At 54.6% G+C, this 26,706-nt stretch carries 28 protein-coding genes, 2 tRNA genes and 1 pseudogene; 22 read left to right on the top strand and 9 right to left on the bottom strand.

What is annotated here, in order from left to right:
• The first annotated feature begins 2 nt into the window (after window positions 1-2).
• Window positions 3-1,058 (top strand): class I SAM-dependent methyltransferase, encoded by a 1,056-nt coding sequence (locus ACP5H1_RS01160; protein ID WP_427970815.1) that lies wholly within the window; start codon window positions 3-5, stop codon window positions 1,056-1,058.
• On the opposite strand, the gene ACP5H1_RS01155 is transcribed toward ACP5H1_RS01160, so the two are convergent.
• Complete coding sequence (locus tag ACP5H1_RS01155; RefSeq protein WP_427970813.1) at window positions 1,055-1,834, bottom strand: DUF1614 domain-containing protein; 780 nt, start codon at window positions 1,832-1,834, stop codon at window positions 1,055-1,057. The two genes, ACP5H1_RS01160 and ACP5H1_RS01155, sit on opposite strands and share 4 nt — an antisense overlap.
• A gap of 154 nt (window positions 1,835-1,988) precedes the next feature.
• On the opposite strand from ACP5H1_RS01155, the gene dcd reads away from it, so the two are divergent.
• From dcd to proS, 3 genes are all read left to right on the top strand, one after another.
• Window positions 1,989-2,540, top strand: a complete 552-nt coding sequence (dcd, locus tag ACP5H1_RS01150) for a dCTP deaminase (RefSeq protein ID WP_427971006.1) — start codon at window positions 1,989-1,991, stop codon at window positions 2,538-2,540.
• Between the two features lie 105 nt (window positions 2,541-2,645).
• Window positions 2,646-3,056, top strand: a complete 411-nt coding sequence (locus ACP5H1_RS01145) for a hypothetical protein (RefSeq protein ID WP_427970811.1) — start codon at window positions 2,646-2,648, stop codon at window positions 3,054-3,056.
• Between the two features lie 65 nt (window positions 3,057-3,121).
• Window positions 3,122-4,570, top strand: a complete 1,449-nt coding sequence (gene proS, locus ACP5H1_RS01140) for a proline--tRNA ligase (RefSeq protein ID WP_427970809.1) — start codon at window positions 3,122-3,124, stop codon at window positions 4,568-4,570.
• 157 nt (window positions 4,571-4,727) lie between these two features.
• Here the strand turns inward: proS and ACP5H1_RS01135 are convergent, their stop codons facing one another.
• Entirely contained in the window at window positions 4,728-5,399 is a 672-nt protein-coding gene (locus tag ACP5H1_RS01135) for a protein-L-isoaspartate(D-aspartate) O-methyltransferase (RefSeq protein WP_427970807.1), read from the bottom strand.
• Window positions 5,400-5,479: 80 nt separating this feature from the next.
• Between ACP5H1_RS01135 and ACP5H1_RS01130 the strand changes: the two genes are divergently transcribed.
• Both ACP5H1_RS01130 and ACP5H1_RS01125 read left to right on the top strand, forming a co-directional pair.
• Entirely contained in the window at window positions 5,480-5,947 is a 468-nt protein-coding gene (locus ACP5H1_RS01130) for a DUF371 domain-containing protein (RefSeq protein WP_427970805.1), read from the top strand.
• A gap of 85 nt (window positions 5,948-6,032) precedes the next feature.
• A complete protein-coding gene (locus tag ACP5H1_RS01125) occupies window positions 6,033-8,246 on the top strand; it encodes an elongation factor EF-2 (protein ID WP_427970803.1) in 2,214 nt (737 codons plus the stop codon).
• A gap of 59 nt (window positions 8,247-8,305) precedes the next feature.
• Here the strand turns inward: ACP5H1_RS01125 and ACP5H1_RS01120 are convergent, their stop codons facing one another.
• A complete protein-coding gene (locus tag ACP5H1_RS01120; protein ID WP_427970801.1) occupies window positions 8,306-9,013 on the bottom strand; it encodes a hypothetical protein in 708 nt (235 codons plus the stop codon).
• Between the two features lie 44 nt (window positions 9,014-9,057).
• Here ACP5H1_RS01120 and ACP5H1_RS01115 point away from each other — a divergent pair, with 44 nt between their 5' ends.
• Window positions 9,058-10,020, top strand: coding sequence for a polyprenyl synthetase family protein (locus ACP5H1_RS01115; protein ID WP_427970799.1), 963 nt, complete (start codon window positions 9,058-9,060; stop codon window positions 10,018-10,020).
• A gap of 8 nt (window positions 10,021-10,028) precedes the next feature.
• On the opposite strand, the gene ACP5H1_RS01110 is transcribed toward ACP5H1_RS01115, so the two are convergent.
• The 3 genes from ACP5H1_RS01110 to ACP5H1_RS01100 are packed head-to-tail and all read right to left on the bottom strand — an operon-like array spanning window position 10,029 to window position 12,177.
• On the bottom strand, window positions 10,029-10,781 hold the full coding sequence (locus tag ACP5H1_RS01110) for an ERCC4 domain-containing protein (RefSeq protein WP_427970797.1): 753 nt from the start codon (window positions 10,779-10,781) through the stop codon (window positions 10,029-10,031).
• Entirely contained in the window at window positions 10,774-11,787 is a 1,014-nt protein-coding gene (locus ACP5H1_RS01105; RefSeq protein ID WP_427970795.1) for a DHH family phosphoesterase, read from the bottom strand. The genes ACP5H1_RS01110 and ACP5H1_RS01105 overlap by 8 nt, the downstream gene beginning before the upstream one ends.
• Window positions 11,788-11,790: 3 nt before the next feature.
• Window positions 11,791-12,177, bottom strand: a complete 387-nt coding sequence (locus ACP5H1_RS01100) for a prefoldin subunit beta (RefSeq protein ID WP_427970793.1) — start codon at window positions 12,175-12,177, stop codon at window positions 11,791-11,793.
• Between the two features lie 139 nt (window positions 12,178-12,316).
• Here ACP5H1_RS01100 and ndhC point away from each other — a divergent pair, with 139 nt between their 5' ends.
• From ndhC to nuoN, 11 genes are read left to right on the top strand one after another with little or no spacing between them, the layout of a single operon-like run.
• Window positions 12,317-12,718, top strand: coding sequence for an NADH-quinone oxidoreductase subunit A (gene ndhC / locus ACP5H1_RS01095; protein ID WP_427970791.1), 402 nt, complete (start codon window positions 12,317-12,319; stop codon window positions 12,716-12,718).
• A 2-nt stretch (window positions 12,719-12,720) separates the two neighbouring features.
• Entirely contained in the window at window positions 12,721-13,338 is a 618-nt protein-coding gene (locus tag ACP5H1_RS01090; RefSeq protein WP_427970789.1) for an NADH-quinone oxidoreductase subunit B, read from the top strand.
• Complete coding sequence (locus ACP5H1_RS01085) at window positions 13,325-13,840, top strand: NADH-quinone oxidoreductase subunit C (protein ID WP_427970787.1); 516 nt, start codon at window positions 13,325-13,327, stop codon at window positions 13,838-13,840. The genes ACP5H1_RS01090 and ACP5H1_RS01085 overlap by 14 nt, the downstream gene beginning before the upstream one ends.
• Before the next feature lie 3 nt (window positions 13,841-13,843).
• On the top strand, window positions 13,844-15,094 hold the full coding sequence (locus ACP5H1_RS01080; protein WP_427970785.1) for an NADH-quinone oxidoreductase subunit D: 1,251 nt from the start codon (window positions 13,844-13,846) through the stop codon (window positions 15,092-15,094).
• A gap of 6 nt (window positions 15,095-15,100) precedes the next feature.
• Window positions 15,101-16,159 (top strand): NADH-quinone oxidoreductase subunit NuoH, encoded by a 1,059-nt coding sequence (gene nuoH, locus ACP5H1_RS01075; RefSeq protein WP_427970783.1) that lies wholly within the window; start codon window positions 15,101-15,103, stop codon window positions 16,157-16,159.
• A gap of 11 nt (window positions 16,160-16,170) precedes the next feature.
• The gene (nuoI, locus tag ACP5H1_RS01070) at window positions 16,171-16,761 is read left to right on the top strand and encodes an NADH-quinone oxidoreductase subunit NuoI (protein ID WP_427970781.1); all 591 of its coding nucleotides are present in this window, start codon (window positions 16,171-16,173) and stop codon (window positions 16,759-16,761) included.
• Entirely contained in the window at window positions 16,758-17,255 is a 498-nt protein-coding gene (locus ACP5H1_RS01065) for an NADH-quinone oxidoreductase subunit J family protein (RefSeq protein ID WP_427970780.1), read from the top strand. Before nuoI ends, ACP5H1_RS01065 begins: the two co-directional genes overlap by 4 nt.
• Window positions 17,252-17,566: an NADH-quinone oxidoreductase subunit K gene (locus tag ACP5H1_RS01060; RefSeq protein ID WP_427970778.1), complete on the top strand. Its 315-nt coding sequence runs from the start codon at window positions 17,252-17,254 to the stop codon at window positions 17,564-17,566. The genes ACP5H1_RS01065 and ACP5H1_RS01060 overlap by 4 nt, the downstream gene beginning before the upstream one ends.
• A 7-nt stretch (window positions 17,567-17,573) precedes the next feature.
• Window positions 17,574-19,142 carry a complex I subunit 4 family protein gene (locus ACP5H1_RS01055; protein WP_427970776.1) on the top strand — a complete coding sequence of 523 codons (1,569 nt, stop codon included), beginning with the start codon at window positions 17,574-17,576 and terminating at the stop codon, window positions 19,140-19,142.
• Window positions 19,142-21,202, top strand: coding sequence for an NADH-quinone oxidoreductase subunit L (locus tag ACP5H1_RS01050; protein ID WP_427970774.1), 2,061 nt, complete (start codon window positions 19,142-19,144; stop codon window positions 21,200-21,202). Before ACP5H1_RS01055 ends, ACP5H1_RS01050 begins: the two co-directional genes overlap by 1 nt.
• Before the next feature lie 6 nt (window positions 21,203-21,208).
• On the top strand, window positions 21,209-22,648 hold the full coding sequence (gene nuoN / locus ACP5H1_RS01045; RefSeq protein ID WP_427970772.1) for an NADH-quinone oxidoreductase subunit NuoN: 1,440 nt from the start codon (window positions 21,209-21,211) through the stop codon (window positions 22,646-22,648).
• Between the two features lie 66 nt (window positions 22,649-22,714).
• Here nuoN and ACP5H1_RS01040 read toward each other — a convergent pair.
• A tRNA-Met gene (locus ACP5H1_RS01040) sits at window positions 22,715-22,822 on the bottom strand.
• 150 nt (window positions 22,823-22,972) lie between these two features.
• Here ACP5H1_RS01040 and ACP5H1_RS01035 point away from each other — a divergent pair.
• From ACP5H1_RS01035 to ACP5H1_RS01020, 4 genes are all read left to right on the top strand, one after another.
• The gene (locus ACP5H1_RS01035) at window positions 22,973-23,143 is read left to right on the top strand and encodes a CopG family ribbon-helix-helix protein (protein WP_427970770.1); all 171 of its coding nucleotides are present in this window, start codon (window positions 22,973-22,975) and stop codon (window positions 23,141-23,143) included.
• Window positions 23,144-23,210: 67 nt separating this feature from the next.
• Window positions 23,211-24,422 (top strand): substrate-binding domain-containing protein, encoded by a 1,212-nt coding sequence (locus ACP5H1_RS01030; protein WP_427970768.1) that lies wholly within the window; start codon window positions 23,211-23,213, stop codon window positions 24,420-24,422.
• A 6-nt stretch (window positions 24,423-24,428) separates the two neighbouring features.
• Window positions 24,429-25,259 (top strand): ABC transporter permease, encoded by an 831-nt coding sequence (locus tag ACP5H1_RS01025; RefSeq protein WP_427970766.1) that lies wholly within the window; start codon window positions 24,429-24,431, stop codon window positions 25,257-25,259.
• Window positions 25,213-26,223: an ABC transporter ATP-binding protein gene (locus ACP5H1_RS01020; protein WP_427970764.1), complete on the top strand. Its 1,011-nt coding sequence runs from the start codon at window positions 25,213-25,215 to the stop codon at window positions 26,221-26,223. Before ACP5H1_RS01025 ends, ACP5H1_RS01020 begins: the two co-directional genes overlap by 47 nt.
• Before the next feature lie 8 nt (window positions 26,224-26,231).
• Here ACP5H1_RS01020 and ACP5H1_RS01015 read toward each other — a convergent pair.
• Together ACP5H1_RS01015 and ACP5H1_RS01010 are read right to left on the bottom strand one after the other, a co-directional pair.
• Window positions 26,232-26,320 (bottom strand) — tRNA-Cys (locus ACP5H1_RS01015).
• Between the two features lie 98 nt (window positions 26,321-26,418).
• Window positions 26,419-26,706 (bottom strand): annotated as a pseudogene (locus tag ACP5H1_RS01010) (zinc ribbon domain-containing protein); the annotation flags it as partial.

Raw genomic sequence — 26,706 nt, 5'->3', positions numbered from 1 at the left:
ACTTGGCCAGCGAATATCATGACTGCATAGCAATTAAGTCAACGGACGCCGAGAGGACGCTGAAGATACTCAGGCTAGCAGGGCTCCTGACCAACTTAAAACCTAGAAGACTTGAAAGTAATGAGCTTGCAGTACCGGTTAACAACGTCGAGAGGGCTATATCCGCGCTCTTAACTGAGGGTGTAAGTGCCAGGCCCTGTAAAGAAAGCTTCGATACCAGGGAGAGGCCCACCAGGCTCTCCGACGAAGTGCCAGGGCTATCTGGCTTCCTAATTATAGGCAGCATCGTTTTATTGAACTACAATTCCAGCATCGGGATTCCAACTTACGTAAGGGCTGCCGAGGCGATTTCGAGAATGTACCCTAGGGTGACCTCCGTGTTCCTAAAACTTGGAACGACCGGCGAGCTGAGGCTCCCTCAGCTGGTGCTAATATACGGCGATGGCAACACGCTGACCATAACCAAGGAGTCAGGCCTCAGGCTCTACGTGGACGTCGCCAAGACGTACTTTAACCCCAGGCTTTCCGGGGAAAGGCTTAGGATATCATCGCTAGTAGAAAGTGGCGAGAGGGTGCTTGACATGTTCTGCGGCGTGGCGCCGTTTTCACTGTTAATAGCGTCCAGGAGGAGGGCCTCGGTGGTAGCTAATGACCTTAACCCCTACGCGGCTGCCCTGGCGGGCGCTAATGCTAGGCTTAACAGGAAGCTGCTTAAGGGCAACGTGACTATTACAAGGTCCGACGCCAGCGCCCTGCCATCGCTGCTTAAAGGGGGCTTTGACAGAATAATAATGAACAACCCCACTTCTTCACCTAAGTTCATAGAGGCCGCCTGTCAGCTTTCCCTCACAAGTGGGTCCCTACTTCATGTTTACTACCTAGCTGAAAGCGAGGACCTGGCGATCAGGACAATAGCTGAGGAGGCTTCAAGAACTTGTAAGGAATTCACCGTCTTATCTTCGCGCAAAGCCATAGAGTACAGCCCCTCCAAGTCCATATACGTGGTCGACCTTGAAGTAAAGGGCTATGCCGAACGCCCTAGGCCGCTCAGCCTCTAGATGGCCAGGAGAAACGCAAGGACGCCGCTCATGAACACCCCATCAAATACCCCAGCGCCGCCTATACTTAGTACTGTGGCCGTTAGATTCCTGTAGCTTCGCGATAGCCTAATGACGTCAGCCCCAAGGAGGCTGCCCAGGGAGCCGCCTATATAGGCGGCGGCCGCCGCTGGAACTCCGAAGCCGCTTGTGGCTATGGCAACGAAGGCCGCTATTAAGGGCGGGATAAAGGCGGGCACCACAATGCCCACGCCTGGCATGGGCTTTGACAGCGCATATGTAACCACTGCGACCACTATTACATCTATGGCGGCGGAAGCCACGAACATGTCCTTGTAAGGGGAGTTAACCAGCAGGTATGAGAATATGGCGGATGTAGTTATTGGCACAAGGGCGCCGCCTACATTCATGGCTAAAAGCGTTTTCACCTCGCGCATCCTAAGCCTCGGTATCGGTATCGGTATTCCAAAGAACTCGACATAGTTAAGCTCAATTTCGCTGGCAATGACTCCAGTGTTAAGCTTCTTAATTACAAGGTTTATGAAGCTCAGTATCGGACTTAATACTATAAGTGCTATGGCTATTGATGCCAGCTCTAGGGAGTTGCTGCTATAAGAGGCCTCTGCAACATAGAGCGGAAACCTCGAGAAGAGGACCGCTAAAATCAAGGCCACTGCGAGGTAAGCCCATAGGAACATTGGATGCGTTGGGTAAGTTATCAGCACTTTCCTGTTCTGTATTTCATCCCTACCCATTAAGTCGCGCTCCCAGGCCAACTAGATATTCAAAGATTTAAAATTTAAGATCCAGGTTACTTACGTTGAACGGCGTTGTCTATAATTTCCTTAGAGACAGAGTAAGGTAATATCGACCCTAAAGATGTAACTACCTTGCAGTCCTAAAATAAATATGAGCAAAGGGGAGTCATCTATGATACTCAGCGACAGGGACATTGAGACGCTCATAAGGGCAGGGGAGCTGGGCGTCGAGCCGCTGGACAGCGAAGTCATAAGGGAGAACGGCCTTGACCTCAGGCTGGGGAGCACCTACTGCGAGTTCAGGAGCACTGGAACTGTGCTGGACCCCAGGTCGCCGGGGGACCCGGGAGAGTTCTACGACTGCAGGGATGCCGGGGAGGGAGGAAGCTTCATCATTATACCTCACAGGCACTACCTGCTCCACACGGCGGAGTACATAAAGCTGCCGCCCTACGTGGCGGGCCTTGTGAACCTCAGGAGCACATGGGCCAGGACGGGCATATACATACCCAGCACCGTCGTTGACGCTGGCTTTGAGGGACAGCTAACCATAGAGGTCATAGGGAGCGAGTTCCCAGTGAAGCTCTACGTGGGCGACAGGTTCCTGCACCTTGTGCTGGTCAAGATGGAGACCCCCTCGACGAGGCCCTACAGCGGGAGGTACAGGGGACAGAGAGGGGTCAGGCTCCCGCAGTTCTTTGGGGAAATGCAGGCGAAAACGTAGCAGCCATGTTACTACTCACAGTGGTATACCACGGGAGACTCGGATCTCTCTCGGCTCAGCACTTAAATAGAACTGTTAAAGCTAAGCTTTTGTTGGTGTCGGCTAATGGTTTCCAGGAAGAGCTACTTAGAGGGCTTAAGCCTAGTGCTCAGGGAGGCCTGGTCAAGGCCTAAGTACAGGGCCGTATTGATCCTAGTGGCCCTAGTCTCCTTGGCAGCAGCCGTAGCAACAGGGCTTGCGGTCTCCCACGCCCAGGCTGCCGCCACCGCCGACCAGGCGTCGCCCTACTACATGTCAGTTGTTGGTAAGGCTATCGGAGCTGGGCTGGCAGTGGGGCTTGCTGGTATCGGAGGCGGCTATGCGGTAGCCGTCGCCGGAGCATCTGCTATAAGCGCTGTCGCCGAGAAGAGGGAGATATTCGGAACGGCCTTCCTCTTCGTCGTGCTCGGCGAGGGAATTGCCATCTACGGACTGTTAGTGGCTATAATAGTGGCTTTCGTGTTGCCTACAGCCTAAGCCCTAGGCTCCTTTATGATTTTTTATAAGTTAGCTCTACCTTTTATGGCGCTGGCGATTTAGCTATGGTAAAAACCAAGAGGGAGAGATGGTACAACAACTTCTCGGAGTGGTTTGACTGGATACTGGATAAGGCGGAGATCTACGACTATGGCAGGTACCCCGTCAAGGGAATGGGCGTCTGGATGCCCTATGGATTTCAGATAAGGAGAAGGGTAACGGACCTATTGAGGAAGCTCCTTGACGAGACTGGCCATGAAGAGGTCCTCTTCCCGCTCCTTATACCCGACTGGATGTTGGCCAAGGAAGGCGAGCACGTAAAGGGCTTTGAGGATGAGGTCTACTGGGTCACTCACGGAGGCCTTGAGGAGCTGGACCAGAAGCTCGCACTGAGGCCCACAAGCGAGACCCCGATAACTTACTATGAGTCCCTGTGGGTGCAGAGCTACAAGCAGCTTCCAAGGAAGTTCTACCAGATAGTCAGCGTCTTCAGGTATGAGACTAAGGCCACGCGCCCCCTGATAAGGGTAAGAGAAATAAGCATGTTTAAGGAGGCCCACACAGTTCATGAGAGCTTCAAGGATGCAGAGAACCAGGTCAAAGAGGCCATAGAAGTTTATAAGAAGTTCTTTGACTCCCTGGGAATACCTTACATAATTTCAAGGAGGCCTGACTGGGATAAGTTTGCCGGCGCTCTTTACACCATAGCTTTTGACACCGTGATGCCTGATGGCAGGACCCTGCAGATAGGTACAGTCCACAACCTAGGCCAGAACTTCACTAAGGCATTCTCATTTAGAATCCAGACAAGGGACGAAAAGTTCGACTACCCATGGCAGACAAGTTATGGCGTCAGCGACAGGGTCGTGGCTACACTAATAGCAATTCACGGAGACGACATGGGGCTCGTGCTTCCTCCTGACATAGCTCCTACGCAGGTCATCATAATCCCGATTCCCTCCCAATCGGAAGAGGACAGCAAGAAGGTCCTTGAGTACTCGCGCGGCGTGCTTTCAAAATTACTAAGCTCTGGCATAAGGGCCAAGCTTGACGACCGTGAAGACACAACCCCAGGCGACAAGTACTACTACTGGGACGCAAAGGGCGTTCCCGTCAGGGTTGAGATAGGCCCTAGGGAGACCTCGGGGAACACCATAACAATAGTCAGGAGGGATACCCTTGAGAAGAGGACCGTGCCCCTCAGCGAGGCTGTAGGGAGCATAAAGAAGACCTTTGATGAAATAAGCGCCTACCTTATCGAGAGGGCCAGGAAGTTCCTGGCGGACCACGTGAGCAGGGTCTCAAGCCTTGACGAGGCCAGGAAGGCTATCAACGAAAAGGGTGGAGTTGTGGAGGTGCCCTGGTGTGGCAGCGAGGAGTGCGCAGTTAAAGTAATGAATGAGCTCCAAGCCAAGTCCTTAGGAACGCCGTGGCCTTACGAGAAGGCAGAGGGCACGTGCCCCGTGTGCGGAAGGCCTGCTGTGACCTACATGAGATTCTCAAGGCAGTACTAATTTGCTCATGAGAAAATGTGTGAGATTCCACCTGCAGGCTTAAGGGGCTCAGCGGGCTCCTTGTCCTCATAGCCGTAGAGGCTCGGAGTCCACCACACACATCATCGCAGGTTGCAGATAAGCACGTAGATCTAAAACGTTTGTTGGCCAGGTGGAGCTAATGATCCCATGCCTCAGCCCCGACCAGGGGGACAAAAAGAACCTCTATGTCGCTCTGTTGAAAGACCTGACCCTCCCTCTTTCTAACTATAGTAAGCGCCTGCTCCTCCTTGCTTCCCACGGGTATAACCATGAGGCCTCCCTCTGCGAGCTGCTCCACGAGCGGCCTTGGGACCTTTGGGGACGCCGCGGTCACTATTATCCTATCGTAGGGCGCCGCCGGTGGATATCCTAGGCTCCCGTCGCCCACGATTACGGTGACCCTTCCTCCGAGGCCCAGGGACTCTATGGTCTCCTTTGCTCTACTTGCAAGCTCCGCTATGCGCTCCACAGTCCACACGTGCCCCCTGTCGCCTACAATCATAGCCAGGATCGCCGCCTGATAACCTGACCCCGTCCCAACCTCGAGGACCTTCATGCCCTCCGAGACCTCTAAGAGCTCAGTCATGTAAGCTACCACGCTCGGCGCACTTATGGTCTGCCCATAGCCTATGGGAAGCGGCCTGTCTTCATAAGCCCTGTCCCTGACCCCCTCAGGCACGAAGAGCTCCCTTGGAACGCTCAACATGGCCCTCTCGACGGCCTGACTCTTCAGATACCCCCTTAGCTTAAGGTCATCTACAAGCTTCCTTCTGGCCACGTCAAAGGCGTCCTGCTTTAAGCCGGACAAGACCTACCTTGTAAATACTTTAACTGCTGGCCTAATTTGCCTTTATTCCACAAGGAAGCCTTGCTTAAGTAGGGCCCTCGGTGAGCGAGCTCGCGAGCAGATGGTTTCACTTCAGGGCTAAGGGCCACGTTAATGTAACCGCCAGGCACAGGACTACGATAGAGATAACTAAAGAGGGGACCCTGACCCCAAGGGGCGACTGCATAATTGGCGTGTCGTCAGAGGCCAGCGCTTCCAGCCTCCCCGACTGGCTTAGGAATGGGTTGAGGGATCCTAACAATGCAGTGCTTGTCGTTCTATGCTCCAGCGACCTCTGCGACGCTGTCATAGGACACGGGGATCCGAGGATAACTGCCTCTAACAACATGAAGATTATAATAAGGAAGAGTGATTACGTTGAAGGCTCGACAATCATGGTGAGGAGTAACAAGGCGGCCGCAGACCTTAACAGGGAGCTAGTTTCACGACTTGCGCGCGGCGATGACCTGCACGTGTACATAACTTATTTGCCTCTCATTACTGGTAACTCCCACAAAAATAACATCTAACCAAAGGCCATCTTTTAGTCTAAGAATTGTTTTTAACCCTCAAATGCGACCGTAACTTGCGATTGGCTACTAGGTGGAATAATCCATGGGCGCTCGAGTTAAAATGGTCTCAGAGATCGAGAAGATAATGAGCAACATAGAGCAGGTAAGAAACATAGGCGTCATAGCACATGTAGACCATGGTAAAACCACGACCAGCGACGCCCTACTGGCAGGCGCCGGAATCATATCTGAGAGGGTTGCCGGCGAGGCGCTGGCCCTGGACTACCTCAACGTAGAGAAGGAGAGGCAGATGACTGTAAAGGCCGCCAACGCAAGCCTATACCACGAGTATAACGGCAAGGGATACGTGATCAACCTAATCGACACTCCAGGCCACATAGACTTCACAGGAATGGTCACAAGGAGCCTGAGGGTACTTGATGGGGCTATTGTGGTTGTTGACGCCGCAGAGGGCGTCATGACCCAGACGGAGACCGTTCTAAGGCAGGCCCTGGAGGAGAGGGTGAGGCCCGTACTCTACATAAACAAGATAGATAGACTCATAAAGGAGCTGAGGCTAACCTCCTCCCAGCTGCAGGACAGGCTCGTGGAGATAATAAAGGACGTCAACAACCTCATAGACATGTACGCTGAGCCTGAGTTCAAGGATAAGTGGAAGCTGAACCCGGCGGCCGGGAACGTAGCCTTTGGGAGCGCCAAGGACCAGTGGGGCATAACTGTGCCGATAGCCTCCAAGAAGGGCATAAACTTCCAGCAGATCATAGACGCTTACTCAAGCGATGATAAAGACAAGATAGCCGTTCTTACTAAGAAGGCCCCGCTGCACGAGGCCCTGCTGGACATGGTCGTCAAGTTTGTTCCCAACCCAAAGGAGGCGCAGAAGTACAGGATTCCAAAGATATGGAAGGGGGACCTTAACAGCGACCTCGGAAAGGCCATGCTAGAGGCTGACCCGAACGGGCCGGTCGTGTTCTATGTAAATGCCATTCATGTTGAGAAGGCAGGCCTAGTGGCCACGGGCAGGGTGTTCTCAGGCACCCTCGAGCCCGGTAAGGAGCTCTACGTGGTGTCTCAGGACGTCACGGGCAGGGTGCTGCAGGTAAGCCTTTACATGGGCCCCTTCAGGGAGCTGACGCAGAGGGTTACGGCTGGCAACATAGCGGCTATAATGGGCATAGATAACCTTAGGGCTGGAGAGACGCTTGTCGAGAGCCAGTATAAGTCGCAGGGCGCCCCGTTCGAGCAGCTACACTACATAGCTGAGCCTGTAGTGACCATAGCGATAGAGCCGGCCAAGGTTCAGGACCTGCCTAAGCTTGTGGACTCCCTGAGAAAGCTCACCATAGAGGACCCGAACCTGGTAGCTAAGATCAATGAGGAGACTGGCGAGTACCTCCTCTCAGGGATGGGGCAGCTCCACCTAGAGATAGCGCTCTGGATGCTGAAGGAGATTTATGGTCTTGAAGTCAAGGCTAGCCAGCCGATAATAGTTTACAGGGAGTCCGTGAGGGAGAAGAGCCAGGTCTTCGAGGGCAAGAGCCCCAACAAACACAACAGGTTCTACCTGAGCGTTGAGCCGCTAAACGATGAGACCATAGACCTCATACACAGGGGTGCCGTGAGGGAGGACCAGGATTCGAGGGACAGGGCCAAGATACTCAAGGAGCAGGCCGGCTGGGACTACGACGAGGCCAGGAGAATCTGGGCCATAGATGAAAACATCAACGTCTTCGTAGACATGACGTCAGGAGTACAGTACCTCAAGGATGTCAAGGATACCATAATCGGCGGCTTCAGAATAGCAGTAAAGGAGGGCCCGCTGGCGGCTGAGCCCGTCAGGGGCATTAAGGTAGTACTTCACGACGCTGAAGTACACGAGGACCCAGTGCACAGGGGACCTGGCCAGATATACCCAGCCGTGAGGAACGCCATATGGGCTGGCATACTTACCTCGAGGCCGACGCTGCTGGAGCCTATACAGAAGCTTGACATAAGAATACCGATGGAGTACCTAAGCGCGGTAACCACAATAATAGTCAAGAAGCGTGGAAAGATCATCGACGTGGAGAACACGCCGAGTGGCACCAGGGTGCTCGCCGAGATACCAATAGCTGAGAGCTTTGACCTGGCGGCGGAGCTGAGGGGGTCCACTGCAGGAAAGGCCCTCTGGGGCACGGAGTTCAGCAGATGGGCCCCTGTACCTGACAGCATGCTTGATGACCTAATAAAGAAGATAAGGGAGAGGAAGGGGCTCCCACAGAAGCTACCAAGCCTCTCAGACCTACTAGGGCCTTAACCCTCCTTACCTTACGCTTTTCACTATTCGGTTTACTATATGTAAGCTTGGAGACCACGTCATATTATGCTTATCCGCGTGAACCTTAACGACCTGAGGCTTTCAAATCTGCCCTCCTTAACGCCTATAACGTCGTCCTCCTCTAGAAGTCCAAGCCTATACATTATCGCGGCGCACCTGTCGCTGGTCACAGCGCCCATTATAAGGCCTCTGTCCATCATTAGGTCAAGGCCGCTCTCGAGGTCCTTCCTTGACAGGCCGCAGTGACCTGCGGGATGAGTGTGCACCACCGCCGGTGACCGCCTGAGCCCAGGCAGTGAAACCCTGAACTTCTCACCCTCAAAGACGAAGGCCCTGCCATCTGCCGTGTAGATAACGATATATTCAGTGCCATCTCTGTCAGTCCTTGAGGTCAGAGGCGAGTAGAGCGAGAAGTAGTCCAACCTGATGAGCTCTCGCGGCAGCTCTTCATAGAGCTGCCGCAGCGATAAAAGGCTGCCTTGGCCAGCATCTGTGGTCTTAATTGAAATCTTAGCACCTCTGAAGTCAAGTTCTTGAGGCTCCACCCAGTCAGCATTTACGTAGAGCTCAAGGCTGCCCCTGCTGAGGCCCTCCCTTATTGACGCTACATCAAGTACTTTTGAGGACACTTTAGCGTCGAGAAGGCCCTCCTCTGCTATATAATAGCCTTCCACTAAGTCGAGGACGAGGGCGGCCACCCCCAGCAGCAGTGAGCCGTCAGTTACGGTTTCCCACTGCTCCTTCATTGGACGTGCCAAGCGATATATAGAAGTATAAGTTATAAAGTTACGTGGCAAACCTACCTCACGGAGGCCTAGCAGTGAACCAAGAGTATTCTGAAGAGGAGTTCAGAGCGATCCTAAGCAAGTGGGAGAGCATAAGAACTATGATAGAACCTGAGCTAAACTCCATCGTGTCAAGGCTTGAGATGGCCGGGCTCGAGGGCCTTGCCTCATATATAGTCAAGGGAGGCAAGATGTTTAGAGGCTTCGTGACCATGCTGTTTGCAGAGGCCGCCGGAGGCAATCTTGACAGGGCGAAGGATGCCGCAATTGCAGTAGAGCTGGTTCAAGGAGCTAGCCTTGCGCTTGATGACATTATAGATAAGGACGCTGAAAGGAGGGGAGGCCCCTCAGCCTGGGTACTTTATGGGATTGGCAAGAGCGCCATGGTTTCCCTTTTACTAGTGCCTACTGCGCTAAAGCTAGTTGAGCAGTACGGTCCCTTAGCATTGAGTTACAGCATCACTGCATGGGAATCCATGGTTAGAGGCGAAATCATTGATGCCTACTCCTCTCTCAATCTAGAACCAGTTGAGTATCTGCAGCTTGCATCGCTTAAGACCGGCAGTCTCTTCTCGCTGGCCTCAACCTTAGGTGTTATAGCGGCCGACCATGAGGAGTACGCCGAGAGGGCCTGGAACTACGGCAACATTGTTGGCATCGCTTATCAGCTAGCTGATGACATAACGGACTTCGCTAACTACGCAAGGGGGGCCAAGGATAAGCTAGACCCCAGCGAGAGGCTCTTCCTAAGGTGGGCCGAGGCTGAACTGAAGGCCCGTGGAGAGGATGAAGTTATAGAGAAGGGAGTTGAGTACCTCAACGACGTTCTTAAGAGGTCGATCAGCTCCTTGAGCTTTCTGCCGCCAGGGCCAGCAACTAAGATGATAGCTGAGCTGCCATGGTTTATGGCATCTAAGATGCTAGAATCAGCCAACCTCTCGCTAAGTAAGTTTGACCAACGGCCGTGATCTTCAGCTTACTTATCCTCGTCAGAAGGGCTGTTAGCGTCTGCGGGGTTTCCGTAGAACTTGTCCAGAGTGGTGACCCTTCTCTCAACCTTAAAGGGCGCCTTAAGGAGCTCCTTTATCCTGGCAGCCTTGGACTCACCGACGCCCTCAATAGACGCCAGCTCCGCCAGGCTAGCGTTAAAAAATGACTCCAGCGACCCGAACTTCTCAAGTATCCTCTCGGCGGTCTTAGCCCCTATGCCTGGAAATGACTCGACTATATAGAGCTGCCACTCCCTCAGCGACTGCGCAGAGGGCTTCTTATTTATAATGACAGGCTTTGAGCCCCTGCCCTTAGTAAGGTACTTGGAGGCCAACGACGCCAGGTACTCGGCCGTCTGCTTAGTAGAGCTGCTCCAGAGAAGCTTAACGTTATAACTTACCACAAGCGTTGCAAGGGCCCCTATTAGTTGCCTCTCCTTGTCGCTCCAGTACCGCAGCTCCCTGGAGAAGTCGCCCTCTATTATATAGAAGACCTCCTCATAATCGTTCCTCATTCTTGAGGCCTGGTCGAAGAGCCTCCCGTCAAACAGCGACGAGACGAAGTCCTTGGCGTTCTTCCTCTCGACGACTATGTCTGGCGGTATTATGTAATCTCCCTCGGGTAGCTGCCTTCTTATTACGAGGACTCCCAGGGACTCTAACAGCGACGGAACCCCTGAGGCCTCCTCCCTCACATCAGCGTAGACCCTCGCCCTTTTAGTGGTGTTTCCTTCAACCACTGGAATCACCGCAGCGCTGCCTCACAAAGTTAACCGCGAGGCCTAGCACCTTATCAATAGTAGCCTGGTTTGGAGACTTTAACCTAAGAGCCGCGGCCCCATCATGGCCTCCCCCCTCGCCGCCTAACCTCTCAGCTATGAAAGCCGCCAGTTCAGAGGCCCTAATGTTGAACTTAAGGGCGCGCCTCGAGACCCGCAGTGAAGCCCTCTCGCCATTAATTGCAGCCACGACGTCGGCGCCCAGAGATATCATAGACCTGGCCACCTCGGCCTCGAAGGAACCTACGTGGGTCACCGCTACCGCCAGCTGGCCGCAGACAACGCTAACCGCCGCCCTTGAAAGGCCCTTAAGCCTTGCGGCCCTTTTGTCTATAGGCTCATCGTTGCTCTGCCTCAAGAAGCCAACAGCAAAGGCGTAGTCCGCGCCCATCTCCATTAACTTAACTATGTGCCTGAAAGTGCTTATTGACGCCCTCTCTAGGAGGGAGGTCTCCTCAAGTATTGCCGTAAGTAAGAGTGTGGTCTCGGCCGGCTTCAGCTTAAGGCTCCCAGGAGCAGCAAGCGAAAGGACGACCTCGACGCACGAGGGGGCGCTCTCGTCACTTATTAGAAGGGTGGCCATCGTGTGCAGGCTCCCCGGGCTGTGGTGATCTATAACGACTAACTTTGCCCCTCTCAGGGCATCAGTGTTAACTCCAAGCTGTGAGACGTTGCTGGCGTCCACTGTTATAAGCACCCCTGCCTGGTCGTCTAGGCTGTCGCACAGGGGTATGTTAAGCGAAAGTGAAGCCAACAGATCCCTGGACTGCTTGCTCAGGCCCTGAGGCGAGTAGAGGCAGCAGCTCCTGGAGACCCCCTCCAGGAGCCTGCACACCAGGAAAGCGGAGGCGACGGCGTCAAGGTCAGCGTTGCCGTGCATTAATACCTTGACGTCAGAGCCCTTAGCTAACTTAATGAGCTCCTCATAAAGCTCCTGCGAACCCAGGCTGCCAGGCCCTGTGCGCAAGGGTTAAGAGCCCCCTGCGGGGCCCGCGGCTCCGCCACCCCCTGCAGCCCCCTGCAGCAGGCGCTGCAGCTCTCCGGCCACCTTGTCAAGCTCGTCCTTCACTAGGTTCTCCTGGTTCTTAAGCGCCTTAATCTTAAGCTCCAGGTTCTCCTTGCGGTCCTGCAGCTCCTTGAGCAGGTCGCCCTTTGTTGACTTAACAAGGACGAAGCCTGCCATCTTATAGACCTCCGCGCTGTCCGAGAGCTCATTGAGGGTCTCTATTACCTTCTCTATCTCGCTTAGAGACGACTCGGCAGCGAGCCTCTGCTGAACTATTGCGTTATAGGTGTCCCTAAGCTGAAGGTACTTGTTGTATTTGACCTCGGCCTCTGGAGGCACCCTCTCTACCACTTCGCGCACCTAGCAAAAACTCCTCGCTAAGGTTATTATGCTCTACTCGTGAGCCTCAAGGCTTTGACTGTCAAAGCCGTTAAGGCAAGCAAGGAATTTATATTTGGTCATTAATTAACAGATTTGGTGAGTTAGGGAATTGTCTATAGCCTACAGTCCCTTAGTGCTCGCCGCCAATTCATTCATAATAGTGCCAACAATAATCCTAGCCGTGCTGGTCGGCACAATACTTCTCCTCCGCATGCTGCTTAGGCCCGCCGGCTACATAGAGTCCAAGGAGCCCTACAAGTACAAGCTTTTCGAGTCCTCCAACCCGCCGAGGGGGGTTGGCAAGTCCAGGCTTTCCTACCAGTACTTCGGCTACCTTATAATGTTCCTCGCCGTAGAGCCAGCGGTCGTACTGTTAACATTCCTAGCGTCCGCTCCCTCAGAGTATAGTCGGGACCTTCTTCTGCTCTACCTTGTAATGGTGGCTGTTTTTGCCCCTCTGTTGGCATATGGCGCATATGTGTCTAGGAGGATAGGGGAGTGGAGGGATTAGAGATGGCTCAGGTGCAGGAGAGAGCAAAGGAGGGCAAGGCTTATGTAGGTAACCTTGAGGTAGCGGCCCAGCTGGCCAAGGAGAGCCTTATTAAGGGGACCATAGCTAAGGTCGTTGACTGGGCCACGGCTTTCAGCCTGTGGCCCGTTCACCTGATGACCAGCTGCTGCGGCTGTGAAATAGGAGCCGCCTGGGGCCCCAGGTTTGACAACGAGAGGTACGGCTCGCTTCCATGGGTTAGCCCAAGGCAGACCAACCTGATAATACTCGAGGGCACCGTAACAAAGAAGATGGCATGCACTGTAAGGATAACGTGGGAACAGATGCCTTTCCCCAAGTTTGTCATAGCCATGGGCGCCTGCTCACTTGACGGCGGCATCTTCTACAACAGCTATAACATAGTTAGGCCATGGCAGGTAGTCCCTGTGGACATCTACATACCAGGGTGCCCGCCAAGGCCCGAGGCCGTGGCCAGATCCATAATAGAACTTCAGAAGATCATAAGAAGCCGCGGCGTTGCCTCAAAGTGGGTCGTTGAGGGGGTTAGGAAGGACCTGAAGTACATCCTGCCTAAGGAGGACCTCTGTGGATGGAGGGGTGAGGGCGGTGGTTACAGCTGAGGAGCTTCAAAAGAATATCCTTGAGGCGCTGAAGGACTATAAGCCGCAGGTCGAGCCGTCCAAGGGCTACATTGATATAGTTGTTCCAGTCGAGCATTTGGTCGACGCAGCCAAGAAGCTGAAGGACATGGGTTTTGACCACGTGATATCTGTTGGGGCTGTGGACTACCCGGCCAAGAAGCAGTTTAAGATCATGTACCACCTGACCAGCTACCTTAACGAGGACCTCTCCAGGTTCATGGTGTCTCTGTCAACCTACGTGAGCAGGGATAACCCTCACTGCCCAAGCCTCACGCCAGTGTGGCTAAGCGCTGAATTCCATGAGAGGGAGGAGTATGAGATGTTTGGGATAACCTTTGACGGCCACCCAGATCTTAGGTTACTTCTCCTGACGCCCGTGGTGGCTGCGCTTAAGCCATTGCGCAAGGACTTCATAGTAAAGGAGGAAAGCGACAACATAGAAGCCGACTATGAGGGCTTTAAGGCAACTAAGTGGTGGTAAGCCATGTCCGCGCAGGAGTCAAGCAGCGGCGTACCGCACCTGCCTGGCATGGAGGTAAGGCCGGTCGAGAGGAACGTTTACGAGGTCCAGATAGGACCGGCCCACCCAGGCTCAGGCCACATGAGGATAATAGTGGAGCTCGACGGTGACGTGATGGTAAGGGTTGACCCAGACATAGGCTTCGTTCACAGAACCATGGAGAAGCTGGCCGAGGGCAGGGACTGGATAAAGAACATACCGCTCTTCGAGAGGATGGCAATACTGGACGCATGCAACATAACCCTGCCCTACGTTGAGGCCGTCGAGAAACTCCTTGACATAGAGCCGCCCGAGAGGGCTAAGTACCTCAGGACTCTCCTCTGCGAGATAAACAGGATAGCAAGCCACCTCTACGGCATGGGGATCTTTGGCGTCTTCCTTGGTCACTCGACGCTCTACATGTGGGCCTTCGGCGACAGGGAGGTCTTTGTACAGCTCGCCGAGGACCTCACAGGCGCAAGGCTAACCCACAGTTACCCAGTCTTCGGCGGGGTAAGAAGGGACATGCCAGACGACTTCCCTGATAACGCAAGGAAAGCCGTCAGGTATATGAGGAACAGGCTAAACGAGTACGCCAAGATATTCCTGAACAACCCAAACATAAGGAAGAGGCTCGAAGGCGTTGGGGTGATCTCCAAGGCCAGGGCGGCGGAGCTTGGCATAGTAGGGCCCAACGCGAGGGCCAGCGGCATCAGGTATGACGTGAGGCTTATCGAGCCCTACGAGGCCTACCCAGAGCTTGACTTTGAGATACCCGTGTTTGAGGAGGGGGACTCGCTCGCCAGGGCCTGGGTGAGAGTCGAGGAAATAAGGCAGAGCCTCAACATAATAGAGCAGACCGTGGACTGGCTGGAGAAGCACCCGAGGGAGGGCTTCATGCATGACAAGTTCTGGAAGGCGGCGCCTAAGCTCTATAAGGACGTATACGAGGGTAACATACCGTACGCTGGCAAGTACAGGGTCAAGTTGATGCCCCTGTTCGCGACGCTCAAGGTCCCTGCCGGTAAGGCCGCAGCCAGGGTTGAGGCCGGAAGGGGCGAGATGTTCTACTATGTCGAGAGTGATGGGAAGGACGTCCCGTACAGAGTAAGAGTAGTGTCGCCTTCGTTCAGAAACGTGATAGCGTTCAAGTACGTTATGCCTGGGCACAGGTTCATGGACTTGCCTACAATATACGGTAGTTTTGATTACTTCCCACCTGAATGGGACAGGTGATGGAGTATGATAACGGCCGCTAGGGTGCTCTATGATATAGGGTGGGGGATCCTGCACTACATAATCTTCTATCCCCCCGTCTATCAGTTTGTCATAGTACCTGGGCTTGTGGTAGCGCTTGTGGTGGTTATATTCATCATATGGTTTGAGCGTAAGGCCGCAGCCAGGGTTCAGATGAGGTACGGCCCACTGGAGATAAGCCCAAGGACTGGAGGGGCCCCGCAGCTGATAGCTGACCTAGTAAGGTACATGATGCAGGAGATCATAGTGCCAAATGCCGTTGACTTCATGTCATACATACTGGCGCCTAACATGTCCATGATACTTTCGCTTCTGCCCATGGTGGCAGTGCCCATGACCTCGATACCCAGCTACTGGCCCATTCCAATGAGCTACAGCCTACTTATAGCTGTCGCCCTGTCCACCTTATCCCCTATCTTCGTGGTCATGATGTCATGGGCCAGCAACAGCAAGTTCTCCGTGCTGGGCGGCCTGAGGGAGTCGTTCATTGTAGTAGCTTATGAACTCATAGCTGTTATATCACTTCTTTCAGTAGTACCCCTGCTCCACACCTTTGACTTAGTGACCATTGTTAACTATCAGTTCAACGGACGCTGGCTCGGGCTTCTGAACCCCTTAGCCCTGCTTGACGCCTTCATAGCTATTCTCATGTCCACCAGCGGTTTCCCCTTCGAGATACCTGACTCCGAGAGCGAACTCGTCGCTGGGCCGTACACGGAGTACTCAGGCCTCCTCTACGGCCTTAACATGGGAGGGGCCTACATAAGGCGCTGGGCCTTCTCAGTCCTGATAGCCCTGGTGTTCCTGGGCGGCTGGGCGCCTTACAGGCCAGGACCAGGCATAGTACTTGGCTACCTTGTGCCAAGCCTCATAGTGGTTGTTAAGGCCGTTATAATTATGGCCATAATGAGCTTCCTGCGCGCGGTCTACGGAAGGTACAGGCTTGACCAGGCGCTGAGCCTGGCCTGGGAGGTGCTCATACCCATGGCAATAGCAGCTTTTGGCCTGAGCGTGTTTGAGGCGTTTATTGGGGTGCACCCATGAGGTGATAAGTTATGCCTGCAAGACCGTCACTTAAGAGGGTTCCAAGGGCCACGTTCCTGGGCAGAGCCATAGCTGGAAACCTGGGAGCGCTGATAGTGGGAGTTAAGTACTTCATAGACCCCAACAGGATAACTTTGCTCTACCCCCACGAGTACATTAAGCTAAGACAAGGCTACAGGGGCTACATAGTCCTTATAGTTGACAAGTGCATAAGCTGCGCCTCCTGCGCCAGGATATGCCCAGCAAGGGCCATAAAAATGGTGACCATGGATGTCAAGGACAAAAAGCTGAACAGGGTAATGAAGAAGAAGTATCCTGTAATTAACTACAACCGCTGCATATTCTGCGGCTACTGCGTTGACGTATGCCCGGCTGAGGCCCTGTACCACGTACCATACCATGACCTTGTCTACCTTAACATGCAGGACATGATACTCAACGTGGAGGAGTTCCAGAAGGAGCCGGAATTCATAACAGCTAAGGAGGGAGTTCCCGTCACTTACGTGTTTGACGAGAAGAGAGGGCTCGTCAAAGTAAGCGTTGAAGAAAGCTCAAATCAGGGAAGTTCAAGCCAACTAGCGGGGGGAGGTGGGAACTCGTGAGCGGAGAGTCCATAGACCTGCCGCTATACACAATAGTGCTCTCTATAATGGCCATAGCGTCTGCCATACTCGTGGTAAGGCTTAAGGGCCTGGTCTACGCCAGCATAACGCTTGCCATACTGGGCTCCTTTACAGCCGCCCTGCTCGCAGTTGCTGGGTTTGGCCTGGTCAGCGCTTACCTGGTCCTTGTTTATGTTGGGGCAGCAGTCATGTTTATAGTAATATCGATAAGCATGATAGGGCCCCAGGGGCAGGAGTCCTTCGACTCCTTCAGGGGGCTTACGGTGGCCGCCGCGCTGGCAACATTTATAATAATAGTGGTCATTATATCAGAGCTTTACAGGCTGTTTACGGTTCCCCCCTCACTGTCGGCATCAGCGGCGGCCGCTGGAGCCCTTAAGGAGTACCTGCCGGTCTTGGCCCTCATATTCATAGGGCAGGCGGCCACGGTTGTTGAGGCTATTTCTATAGCCAGGAGAGGTGGTAGGAAGTGATCCTAGTGGACTCGTTTGTAGGAGCCACGCTCTTCGTGACCTCAGCCATTATAATGGCGATTGGAGCCTACGGCCTGACCGCGTCAAATAATCTGCTTAGGCAGCTGCTGTCAGTCGAGGTCATATTCAATGGGCTGCTGCTCCTCGTCATACCCTTGCTCTCGGGCTTCGCGACCCTTGCAGCTTACTTTGGCATAATAGTTATCTCTGTGGTCTCAGTGGAGGTGGTGGTAGTGGTCTCCATACTCATAGCTTTTCTTAGACAGTATAGGTCGCTTTCATCCAGCGACTTAGAGGAGTCGGAGGTGTGAGTGCCATATGATACTTCCGTACCCGCTGCTCTGGATAACAGTTATCCTGCCCATGTTGCTTGGCATCATAGCCTGGCCTCTCAGGAGCAGGCCTGGGCTTCACGCGATGTTTTACCTGTCGGCCGCCTCCCTCATCATTCCCCTCATCATTGTCATCTATGGCTACGCCTCAGGGACTCTGGAGGCGGGGAGCCTGGTGGACCCGCTTTACTTCAACTTAACTAGGTACTCAGTAGGCACTATAGCCCTTGGTATAGACGGGTTATCAGCGCCCGTGATCATAGGGCTCTCCATAGTGACCTCCTTCGTGGTGATCTACAGCATAAAGTACATGGAGACTAGGATAAGCGAAATGGAGGAGTCCGGCGAGAGGCCTCCGGGCCTTGGCACTTACCTGCTGCTCTACAACATCTTCGCGGCCACTATGCTGGGCCTTGCATACTCAACCAACCTGGTAGAGTTCTACGTGTTCCTTGAGGGCAGCCTGATATCATCGTTCCTGCTCATAGCCTTCTATGGCTACGGTGACAGGAGGAGGATCTCGCTGCTATACTTCGTCTGGACCCACATAGGTGCTGTGGTCTTCCTAACTGGAGCCCTCTACCTAGGTTACCTCACCCACAGCTTCGACTACTTGACCCTATTGAACGGACAGCTTGTTTCCGTGGGCTCTGTTGAGTACATAGGCTCGGCAGCGACGCTGATAGCCGCGCTGCTGCTCTTCGGCCTCTTCGTTAAGATGGCCGTCTTTGGGGTCCACATGTGGCTCCCCTACGCGCACGCGGAGGCCCCAACGCCCATCTCCGCTCTCCTGTCGCCTAACCTCATAGGCCTTGCGGGCTACGCTATAGCAAGGTTTGTCATACCCCTCTTCCCGACCCAGATGGAGAGCTGGCGTGACTTCCTGCTGGGCCTTGCGTTCACAACAATAATCTACGCGGGTCTCGTGGCGCTCAGACAGACTGACTTCAAGAGGTTCCTCGCATATTCAAGCATAAGCCAGATGGGCTACATGCTCCTGGGGCTTGCAACCCTTAACGAGTATGGCATCATGGGCGCCATGTTGATCTACCTATCGCACGCCATAGGTAAGGCCCTGCTCTTCATGTCAGCTGGAGTCTTCATAACCGAGGCCCACGGACTCAGGGACATAACTAAAATGGGCGGCCTCGCGAGGAGGTACCCACTGGTGGCAGCCCTGGCCCTCTTTGGCTTCATGAACCTAGTTGGGCTGCCGCCCAGCATTGGCATGTGGAGCGAGATATACGTAGTTCTTGGGATTGTCAAGTCATTGCTGTTCATAAACCTGGTCACAATGTTCGGGCTGAGCCTTTTACTCATAGTTGCGCTTACAATAACGGCCGCGTACTCCTTTATAACCATGAGGAGAGTGTTCTATGGCCAGCCCAGGTCGAAGATTGAAGCCAGGGAGCGCGTCGACGGCTTCAAGCTAGCCATGCTGGCCGTGGCCGTATTTGGAGTTGTTTTCTTCCTAGCTATAAACCCGCTCACGACAGGCCTTAGCGCCGCAATATCTCATGTGGTTCTCCTCTCGGGATTTGGAGGTGGTCAGTAATGACGGTGGTTCACGCGTACTGGCTAACCTGGTCATGGACCTGGCTTGCCCCGTTCACCGGGGCCGGCCTGCTCGCCCTGCTCTGGCTAGCAGGGGTGAGGAGGGAGCAGGTCTACAGCGTCATAAGCGTGCTCAGCGTGCTTGCCAGCGCCTTGGTTTCAACAGCTGCGCTCTACTACGTGCTAGCGGACCATGAGGTCATATACGCCACTAGCACCTGGTACTGGGATTCCTTACTGAAAGTCCACGTTGGCGTTTACCTAGACGGGCTCAGCGCGATAATGGCCACCGTAGTTTCGTGGCTCAGCTTCCTAATAGACCTCTACAGCGTCGAGTACATGAAGGGCGACTGGGGAGTTCAGCGCTACTTCTTCTTCATATCATTCTTCGTGGGCAGCATGATGCTTGCGGTAACCGCGAGCAACCTGATACTCATGTTCGTTGGGTGGGAGGGCACTGGCCTTGCGAGCTACGCGCTCATAGGCCACTGGTACACAGATGAGGAAGAGTACTGGGTGGGAGTCCCCAGGAGCACCGCCCTAGGAAAGCCCATGTACTTTGAGCCAAGCACAAGTGGCGTTAGGGCAATACTGTTCACCAGGGTAGGCGACGTAGGCTTCATCATAGGTATGACTGGCCTCTTCGCGCTGGTGGGGTCAATGAGCATACCGGCTATTGCCAGCTCCGCCGGCAGCTGGATGGCGTTCCTAGCGTCAAGGGGGCTCCTGGCCACGTTCCTCTTCGTGTTCACGCTCGGCGCCCTCTCTAAGAGCGCCCAGTTCCCCTTCTTCGAGTGGCTCGTGACTGCTATGACCGGCCCAACCCCCGTTTCAGCGCTGATACACGCAGCCACCATGGTTAAGGTCGGAGTTTACTACATGCTCAGGTTCGCTCCCATATTCTTCGTTGGGGCCCTGGTAGCGGCGTCCCTTGGAGCCCCCGCCGCCGTTGCCCAAGTACATGAGTACTTCCTGCTTGTAGCATCCTTGGCGGCGGTGACGCTGTTCATGATGGCTACTATGGCCATAGTTAACCACGAGTTTAAGCTCATACTGGCCTTCTCAACCGCGGAGTACCTGGGTTACATGATACTTGCGGTGGCCGCGGGCGGCCTCGCAGTGGTGACAGGCAACTATACGGCCATGGCCTACGCCGAGATGGCAGGGCTTGCGATGCTGATAGCGCACGCAGTGTTTAAGGCCGCGCTCTTCCTGGTGGCCGGCTACGCGCTCCATGCCTCGGAGAGCAGGTTCATAGATGATATGGGCAACTTCTGGAAGTACATGAAGGCGACAGGCATCTCGACGTGGCTTGCAGGGCTCAGCCTGGCCGCAGTGCCTCCGTTCCTGGGCTTCTTCGCAAAGGAACTTGTCCTAGGCGCCGTTGAGAGGACCGCTGTCTACTCCCTCTATGCCCTAGCTGTAATAGCGGTTGTCTTCACGGCGGCCTACATAACAAGGCTTATAGTCAGGGCGTTCCATCTACCGCCACTTAATAAGGAGGCTGAAGGCAAGCACTACCACGAGGCACCTGTACTAATGCTGATACCCTACGCAATACTGGGCCTTGCCTCAATAGTACTGGGCGCCGCGTGGTTCTACGTGGGTTACTGGGTCGCCAGCGGCGTCGGTGAGACCCTCGACATAAGGGTGACCCCGCCGTTCATGCCGTCCATAGACCTTACGACAATAGTCATAACCGCCGTGGTGATAATAGACATCTTGGGCGTCGCGCTGCTCTACATGAGGCGTCACAGCCTGGTATACCTGTTGCAGAAGAGCGACGCGCTCAAGGCTATACACTCGTTCCTCTTCAACAGGTGGTACGTGAACTCGGCTATATACTACCTGTTCCTTGACTCCTTCGCGGGCCTCTCGTGGCTGCTCAACGTAGTCAACAGGGGCATAGACCTCTTCTACCATTATGTTCTCCCTAAGGCCGGCGAGCTGGCCTCAAGGGGTCTCAGGGGCCTCCTGAGGGGCAGAACTGACTACATATTGACGCTTTACCTCTTCATGATGGTGATTATAGGCATACTGATGTTCATGGCGTGGAGGTGAGAAGGTATGTGGGAGATAGGCGCGATTAAATTCCTGCTCTACGTCACCCTGGCAGCCTCCCTGCTGGCCCCCTTAACGTCGCCGTCGGGCCGCAGGGACAACGTTGCCCCGCTGGTGATGGCAGCCGTAGGCGTGGGCTCGTTTGCGGTGGCCATGGGGATATCGTTCTACACGGCCTCTCTGGGCAGGCCGCTTAGCTTCTATCATGGACTGGTCGTGCAGGACTCCTTCACGTCCCTGATGCTTCTAGGCGCCTCGCTGGCCTCAGCGATATTCCTGCTGGCCGTGGGCACAGATGGGCTAGGGTGGAGCAGCAGCCCCTCGTTATACAGCCTAGTGCCCATGACCCTCTTCGGCGCATTCTTCCTGGCCGGGGCGACTAACGCCCTAGTAATACTAGCATCATGGCTGTTGGTCTCAGTGATCAGCTACATAATAATAGCCGCTCCGGACTCTAAGAACGCCAAGGCGGCTGGCGTAAGGTACATCTTCGTGGGCATGGTAGCAACCCTTGCCTTAGTCGGCTCCCTGGCATTCATATCTGTGTCGAGCAGCGCTTACACGTTCTCGATAACTCCTGCCAGCGGCCTCTCCACGGACGCCAGGGGGCTTATGGCCCTCGCGGTGCTTCTGCTCCTGGCAGCCCTCGGATTCAAAGTTGGCCTCTTCCCATTCCACTGGTGGCTGCCGAGCGTCTACGGCAGGGGCGACGGAAGGACCGTCTCGTTCGTGGCTGCTGTTGTGAAGCTGAGCTTCCTCGCAATCCTGACCAGGATCCTGGTTATAATAGCTTCGGGCGGGCAGCTGCACACTATCATCGCAATAACCCTTGCCGCGCTGGCCGTCGCAACCATGACGTACGGTAACTTCGCCGCCCTAACCACCAGGGACCTACAGGTGATACTAGCATACAGCTCTATGGCGCAGGTAGGCTACATATTCGCCGCAATAGCGGCCGCCTCCTACTTTGCTGGCGTAGGCAATGAGTACATGCTGCGGCTCTCCCTGTTCGCTGTAGCCCTCCAGTCAATAGCTTATGCCCTGGCCAAGGCTCCGCTGTTCGCCTTCACCGGCGAGGTGGGAGGAAGCCTTGACTCCCTGAGAGGCCTCATGAAGTCAAGCCCGCTGAGCGCGGTCACGGCCTCTGTGCTGCTCTACAGCCTTCTCGGGGTTCCGCCGCTGCTGGGCTTCTGGGGCAAGCTCTACATGTTCCTTGCAGCCGTGGGGTTCAGCGTCTGGCTGGCCCTGGCGGCGCTGATAAACAGTGGCGTGAGCTCCGTCTACTATATAATAGCCTCGAGGGAGATGCTCCGCAAGGACTATGAGGCTACGCCAAAGCCAAGGGCTAGGTACGCTATTGCACTGCTGATAGCCTCCCTGCTGGTAGTGCTGCTTGGCCTCGTGGCCCCGCTGACCTTCAGGGGTATAATTTCGATATACATTTGAAGGCGCTTTGTTTTAACCTAAGCTTTAGCAACTCTCAGGACTTTGTCCTCCTATTTTTCAAGAAGATGGTGCCGCCGCCGGGGTTTGAACCCGGGACCTCCGGATTTCCCCAGCCCCGACCTCGGCGCGAGGGCCGTATGAGTCCGGCGCTCCAACCTGCTGAGCTACGGCGGCACCTGTATCGTTATTTGATAAGACTCTTTTTAAAGCTTAGTACCCGGGCAGTTTCGTAAAAAGACATACATTTCCGCCGCAGGGCGTGAATAGTAAGCTTAGCTGCTGGCTTTTAATGGAAGATCGCAGATCAGGCTTCAGGGGCCTTAAATGCCTGCGGTCAGGTCTCTAAGAATAATAACATTTAAGCTTGACGTTGACACGCTCATGAAGCTTGACAAGCTGGCGGTGGCCGAAAGGAGGTACAGAAGCGAGATAATTAGGGAGGCCATAGAGGCCTACCTGTCCTCAAAGGTTGCAGACAAGCCATCAGTATATTAATACAGCTATATTAGCTAAGAAGAGTTTTATATCGCCTATTTCTCCTTTACCTCTTTGGTGTAGCGCTGTGAGCTCTAGAGGAGCATCGTTATGGATCTACCTCGTTGTTGGCCTCGTAATAGGGCTTGTCGTTGGCGCTGGGGTCGGGTACGTGGCCGCGCCCCACAGGACGGTGACGGTTACAGCGCCTGCGACAACTTCTACATATACTACAACTACTACAACAACCTATACAACCACAGCCCCCGTCTCCACCTCTCCCTTCACTGTCGGCGCAGCAGGCACCCTGAAGTTTAGCTTTGGCCAGCTCCTATCGATGCTGAAGCAGTACAACCCGTCAATAACGGAAGGCCAGCCACTCTTTGCAGGGAGCGGCGAGGTTGCACAGAAGGAGGCCACAACCCAAGTCTTCAGCTTAGTGGCCAGCGCCGACACCACCACTATACCAAGCGTGCTCTTCCCCAAGTACGCCAACTATGAGATAGCCTTTGGCGTGACACAGATGGTAATAATTGTTGACCTGGAGACGCCAGCAGGCAGGGAGGTCTACGCCCTCTGGAAGCAGGCTCAGACGGAGCAGCCCTTCAGCGCGCAGTGGAACCAGACCTGGGAGAAGATATTTGACATAATAGCGGTAAACTCGAGCACCGTGGTTGGCGTCTCGAACCCGTTCACTGACCCAAGCGGCTACCAGGCCCAGTGTGTGCTCAAGCTGGCAGGCCTCGCGTTCATGCACAACGCCTCCTACTACTGGAGCGCAGTCTATAACAACCCATCTAAGTACCAGATGAGGAACACGGAGATAGACCTCCTCACCCTGATGTACGCTAACAACTCAGTCCAGTTCGTGCTGTCAGCTTACACATCAAACGCCATACCGCAGACTGAGGCGTACCAGCAGAAGGGCTTCAACATGACGTACATAACCCTCCCGCCCTTCATAAACCTCGGCAACCTGAGCTACGTTAACTTCTATCACCAGGTGAACGTAACCTGGACAGAGCTCGGCGTGACTAAGACCTTCGCCTGCAACCCTGTTGTCTACACAGCCACTATACCGTACTCGGCCCCGAACCCGCAGGCCGCCGTTGACTTCCTGCTGCTAGTATTCAGCCCAGCCGGCCAGAAGGTGCTCGAGAGCTACGGCATCAACCCAATAGTGCCCGGCGTGGTCTACGGCAACTACTCGGCCGTGCCCGCGCCGCTGAAGCCGTTCACAGTGCCTCTGTCCAACGTGTCATACCTTAGCGGCATATTCCCATCCTCCGGCTCATCGTGAGGGGCCTTGGCCAGGCCCAGGCTGAGCCTCTTTATAGTGCTCTTTGTTATTGTAGGAGGCCTCCTCCTGCTCTTCTTCTCGTATCCGATAGCCGTGCTGCTGTTAGTTGGCAGCTCTGGGCTTGAGGAAGCGCTTAGGGTGAGGAGCTTCGAGCTCGCCCTGCTGGTCACCATAATAACATCTACCATAGCCGCCGTGGCCTCCGTTATCTTTGGAGTTCCCCTGGCGTACCTCATGAGCCGCTACAACTTCAGGGGAAAGAGCCTTGTCGAGTCGCTCATAGACTTACCCATAGCAATACCCCACATAATAGTTGGCGTCATGATAGTCCTTGCGTTCTCCTGGTACGTGGGTCTTGGCCCCATATTTCACAGGCTTCACATTAACGTCGTCGACACAATACTGGGCGCGGCCATGGCAGTTACATACGTCTCGGCAACGTACTCTGTGCGGGTGGTGGAGTCCGCCATAAACATGCTTGACCCGGAGCTTGAGCTCACCGCGATGAGCCTAGGGGCCTCCAGGGCGAGGACTTTCGTCAGCGTAGTGCTGCCCAAGATCAGGAGGTCCATAGCCGGAGGGGCCCTAACGTCATGGGCTAGGGCCGCCTCCGAGGCGGGCGCGCTTTTCATAGTAGCATATGAGGTTTGCCTTGGTAAGTCCCTCGTCTACCCGGCCCCTGTGGCCATCTACGAGGCCTACGTAGGCATTGGAATAATAGAGGCTGCCAAGTTCTCCGCAGCCATGCTGGTAGTGGTTTTGGGCATATTTGTGCTCGCAAGGATACTCCTTGAGGCGAGGAGGGGGTCCAGGGCTGGCCTCGGCGCTCAGGCTTGAGGACCTAGTAGCTAAGGTGGGCAACTTCACGCTTGGCCCCATTAACTTAGAGCTTGGAAGGGGCGAGGTCGCCCTAATCTTCGGCCCCAACGGCGCCGGCAAGACGACGCTGTTGAAGACCATTCTTGGCTTCTACAGGCCTGTCAAGGGTAAAGTTGTAATAAACGGCATCGACTCCACTTACGTGCCCATAAACAGGAGAAACATAGGCTACGTGCCTCAGAGCCTCGCCCTGTTTGATAACATGAGCGTCAGGGACAACGTTGAGTTCGGCCTCAAGGCGAGGGGGGTGCCAAAAAGCGAGAGGGAGAGGCTGGTCAAGGAGATGGCCGAGAGGCTCCGCATAAGCGATCTCCTTGACAGGAGGGTCACCGAGCTCTCGGGAGGGCAGATGCAGAGGGTCGCCATAGCGAGGGCCGTTATAGCCAGGCCAGCGCTCCTGCTCCTTGACGAGCCCGCCTCCAACCTGGACCCGACGTCAGTTGAGGAGTTAATAGATACCATACGTTATGTGACGAAGGAATTTGGAATAACAACCATTATTGTAAGCCACTCCATAAGCAGGCTCCTTAGGGTAGCGTCAAGGCTTCTCTTCATGAGCGGCGGGAGGCTTGTCGACCTAGGTGACGTGGAGACCGCGGTGAGGAGCCCAGTTAAGGCAGAGGCGGCAGTTTACCTGGGCTATGATAACATAATACCGTGTGATGCCATTGACCCACAGCCGTGCGATAACGGCAAGGCGCTGGCGGCCAGGTATAACTTTGTGCTTATTGGGGATACCGAGTGCGACGGCATCCCATTAGATGGCACTGTTGAGCAGCTTTATGTTGGGCTTGACGGCGTCCGCAGGGCCGTGGCCAGGGTGGGCAACATCAGAGTAATGGGGATTGCTGGAAACCATGTTAAGCTTGGGGAAACCAAGATATGCATAAGACGCGAAGGCCTGGCGGTAGTGGACCTTTAGCATCTAGGTGGAGCCGGGGCCGGGATTCGAACCCGGGAGTTAACGGGTCTCTGCAGCCACTGCAGCCCGCCGCCTTGGACCGCTCGGCCACCCCGGCTCCGATAGACCTTGTGCTTGGTGGGGTTAAGTGCGTTTACCCCCTTGGAACGCCTTAAACTGACTTCCCCCCGCCCTGAAGGGCGAGGGCTCCCCCCATCGATTCGCTCTTACATCTCTCATCTGAGGGGCAGTCGAGAGGCTCAGAGAACCCCTCCCATTTAAATTCATAATCGCGATAACATCACGATCATTCTCATAACCGCATGAAGGGCAACGAAGGTACCTATAACCGACCTCCATCATCCTCCGCCCACACCTAGGGCATGAAACAGAAGAATATCTAGGATTAACAAACTCAACCGCCATACCGTGCTTCCTAGCTTGCCAAGAAATCCAATACTGCAAACGACGGTATTGCATTAAATAAAGCTTATCCCTAAACTC

It is taken from the genome of Acidilobus sp. (genome assembly GCF_049973875.1).
Lineage (GTDB): Archaea > Thermoproteota > Thermoprotei_A > Sulfolobales > Acidilobaceae > Acidilobus.
This window is presented reverse-complemented; position numbering and strand designations above follow the sequence as displayed.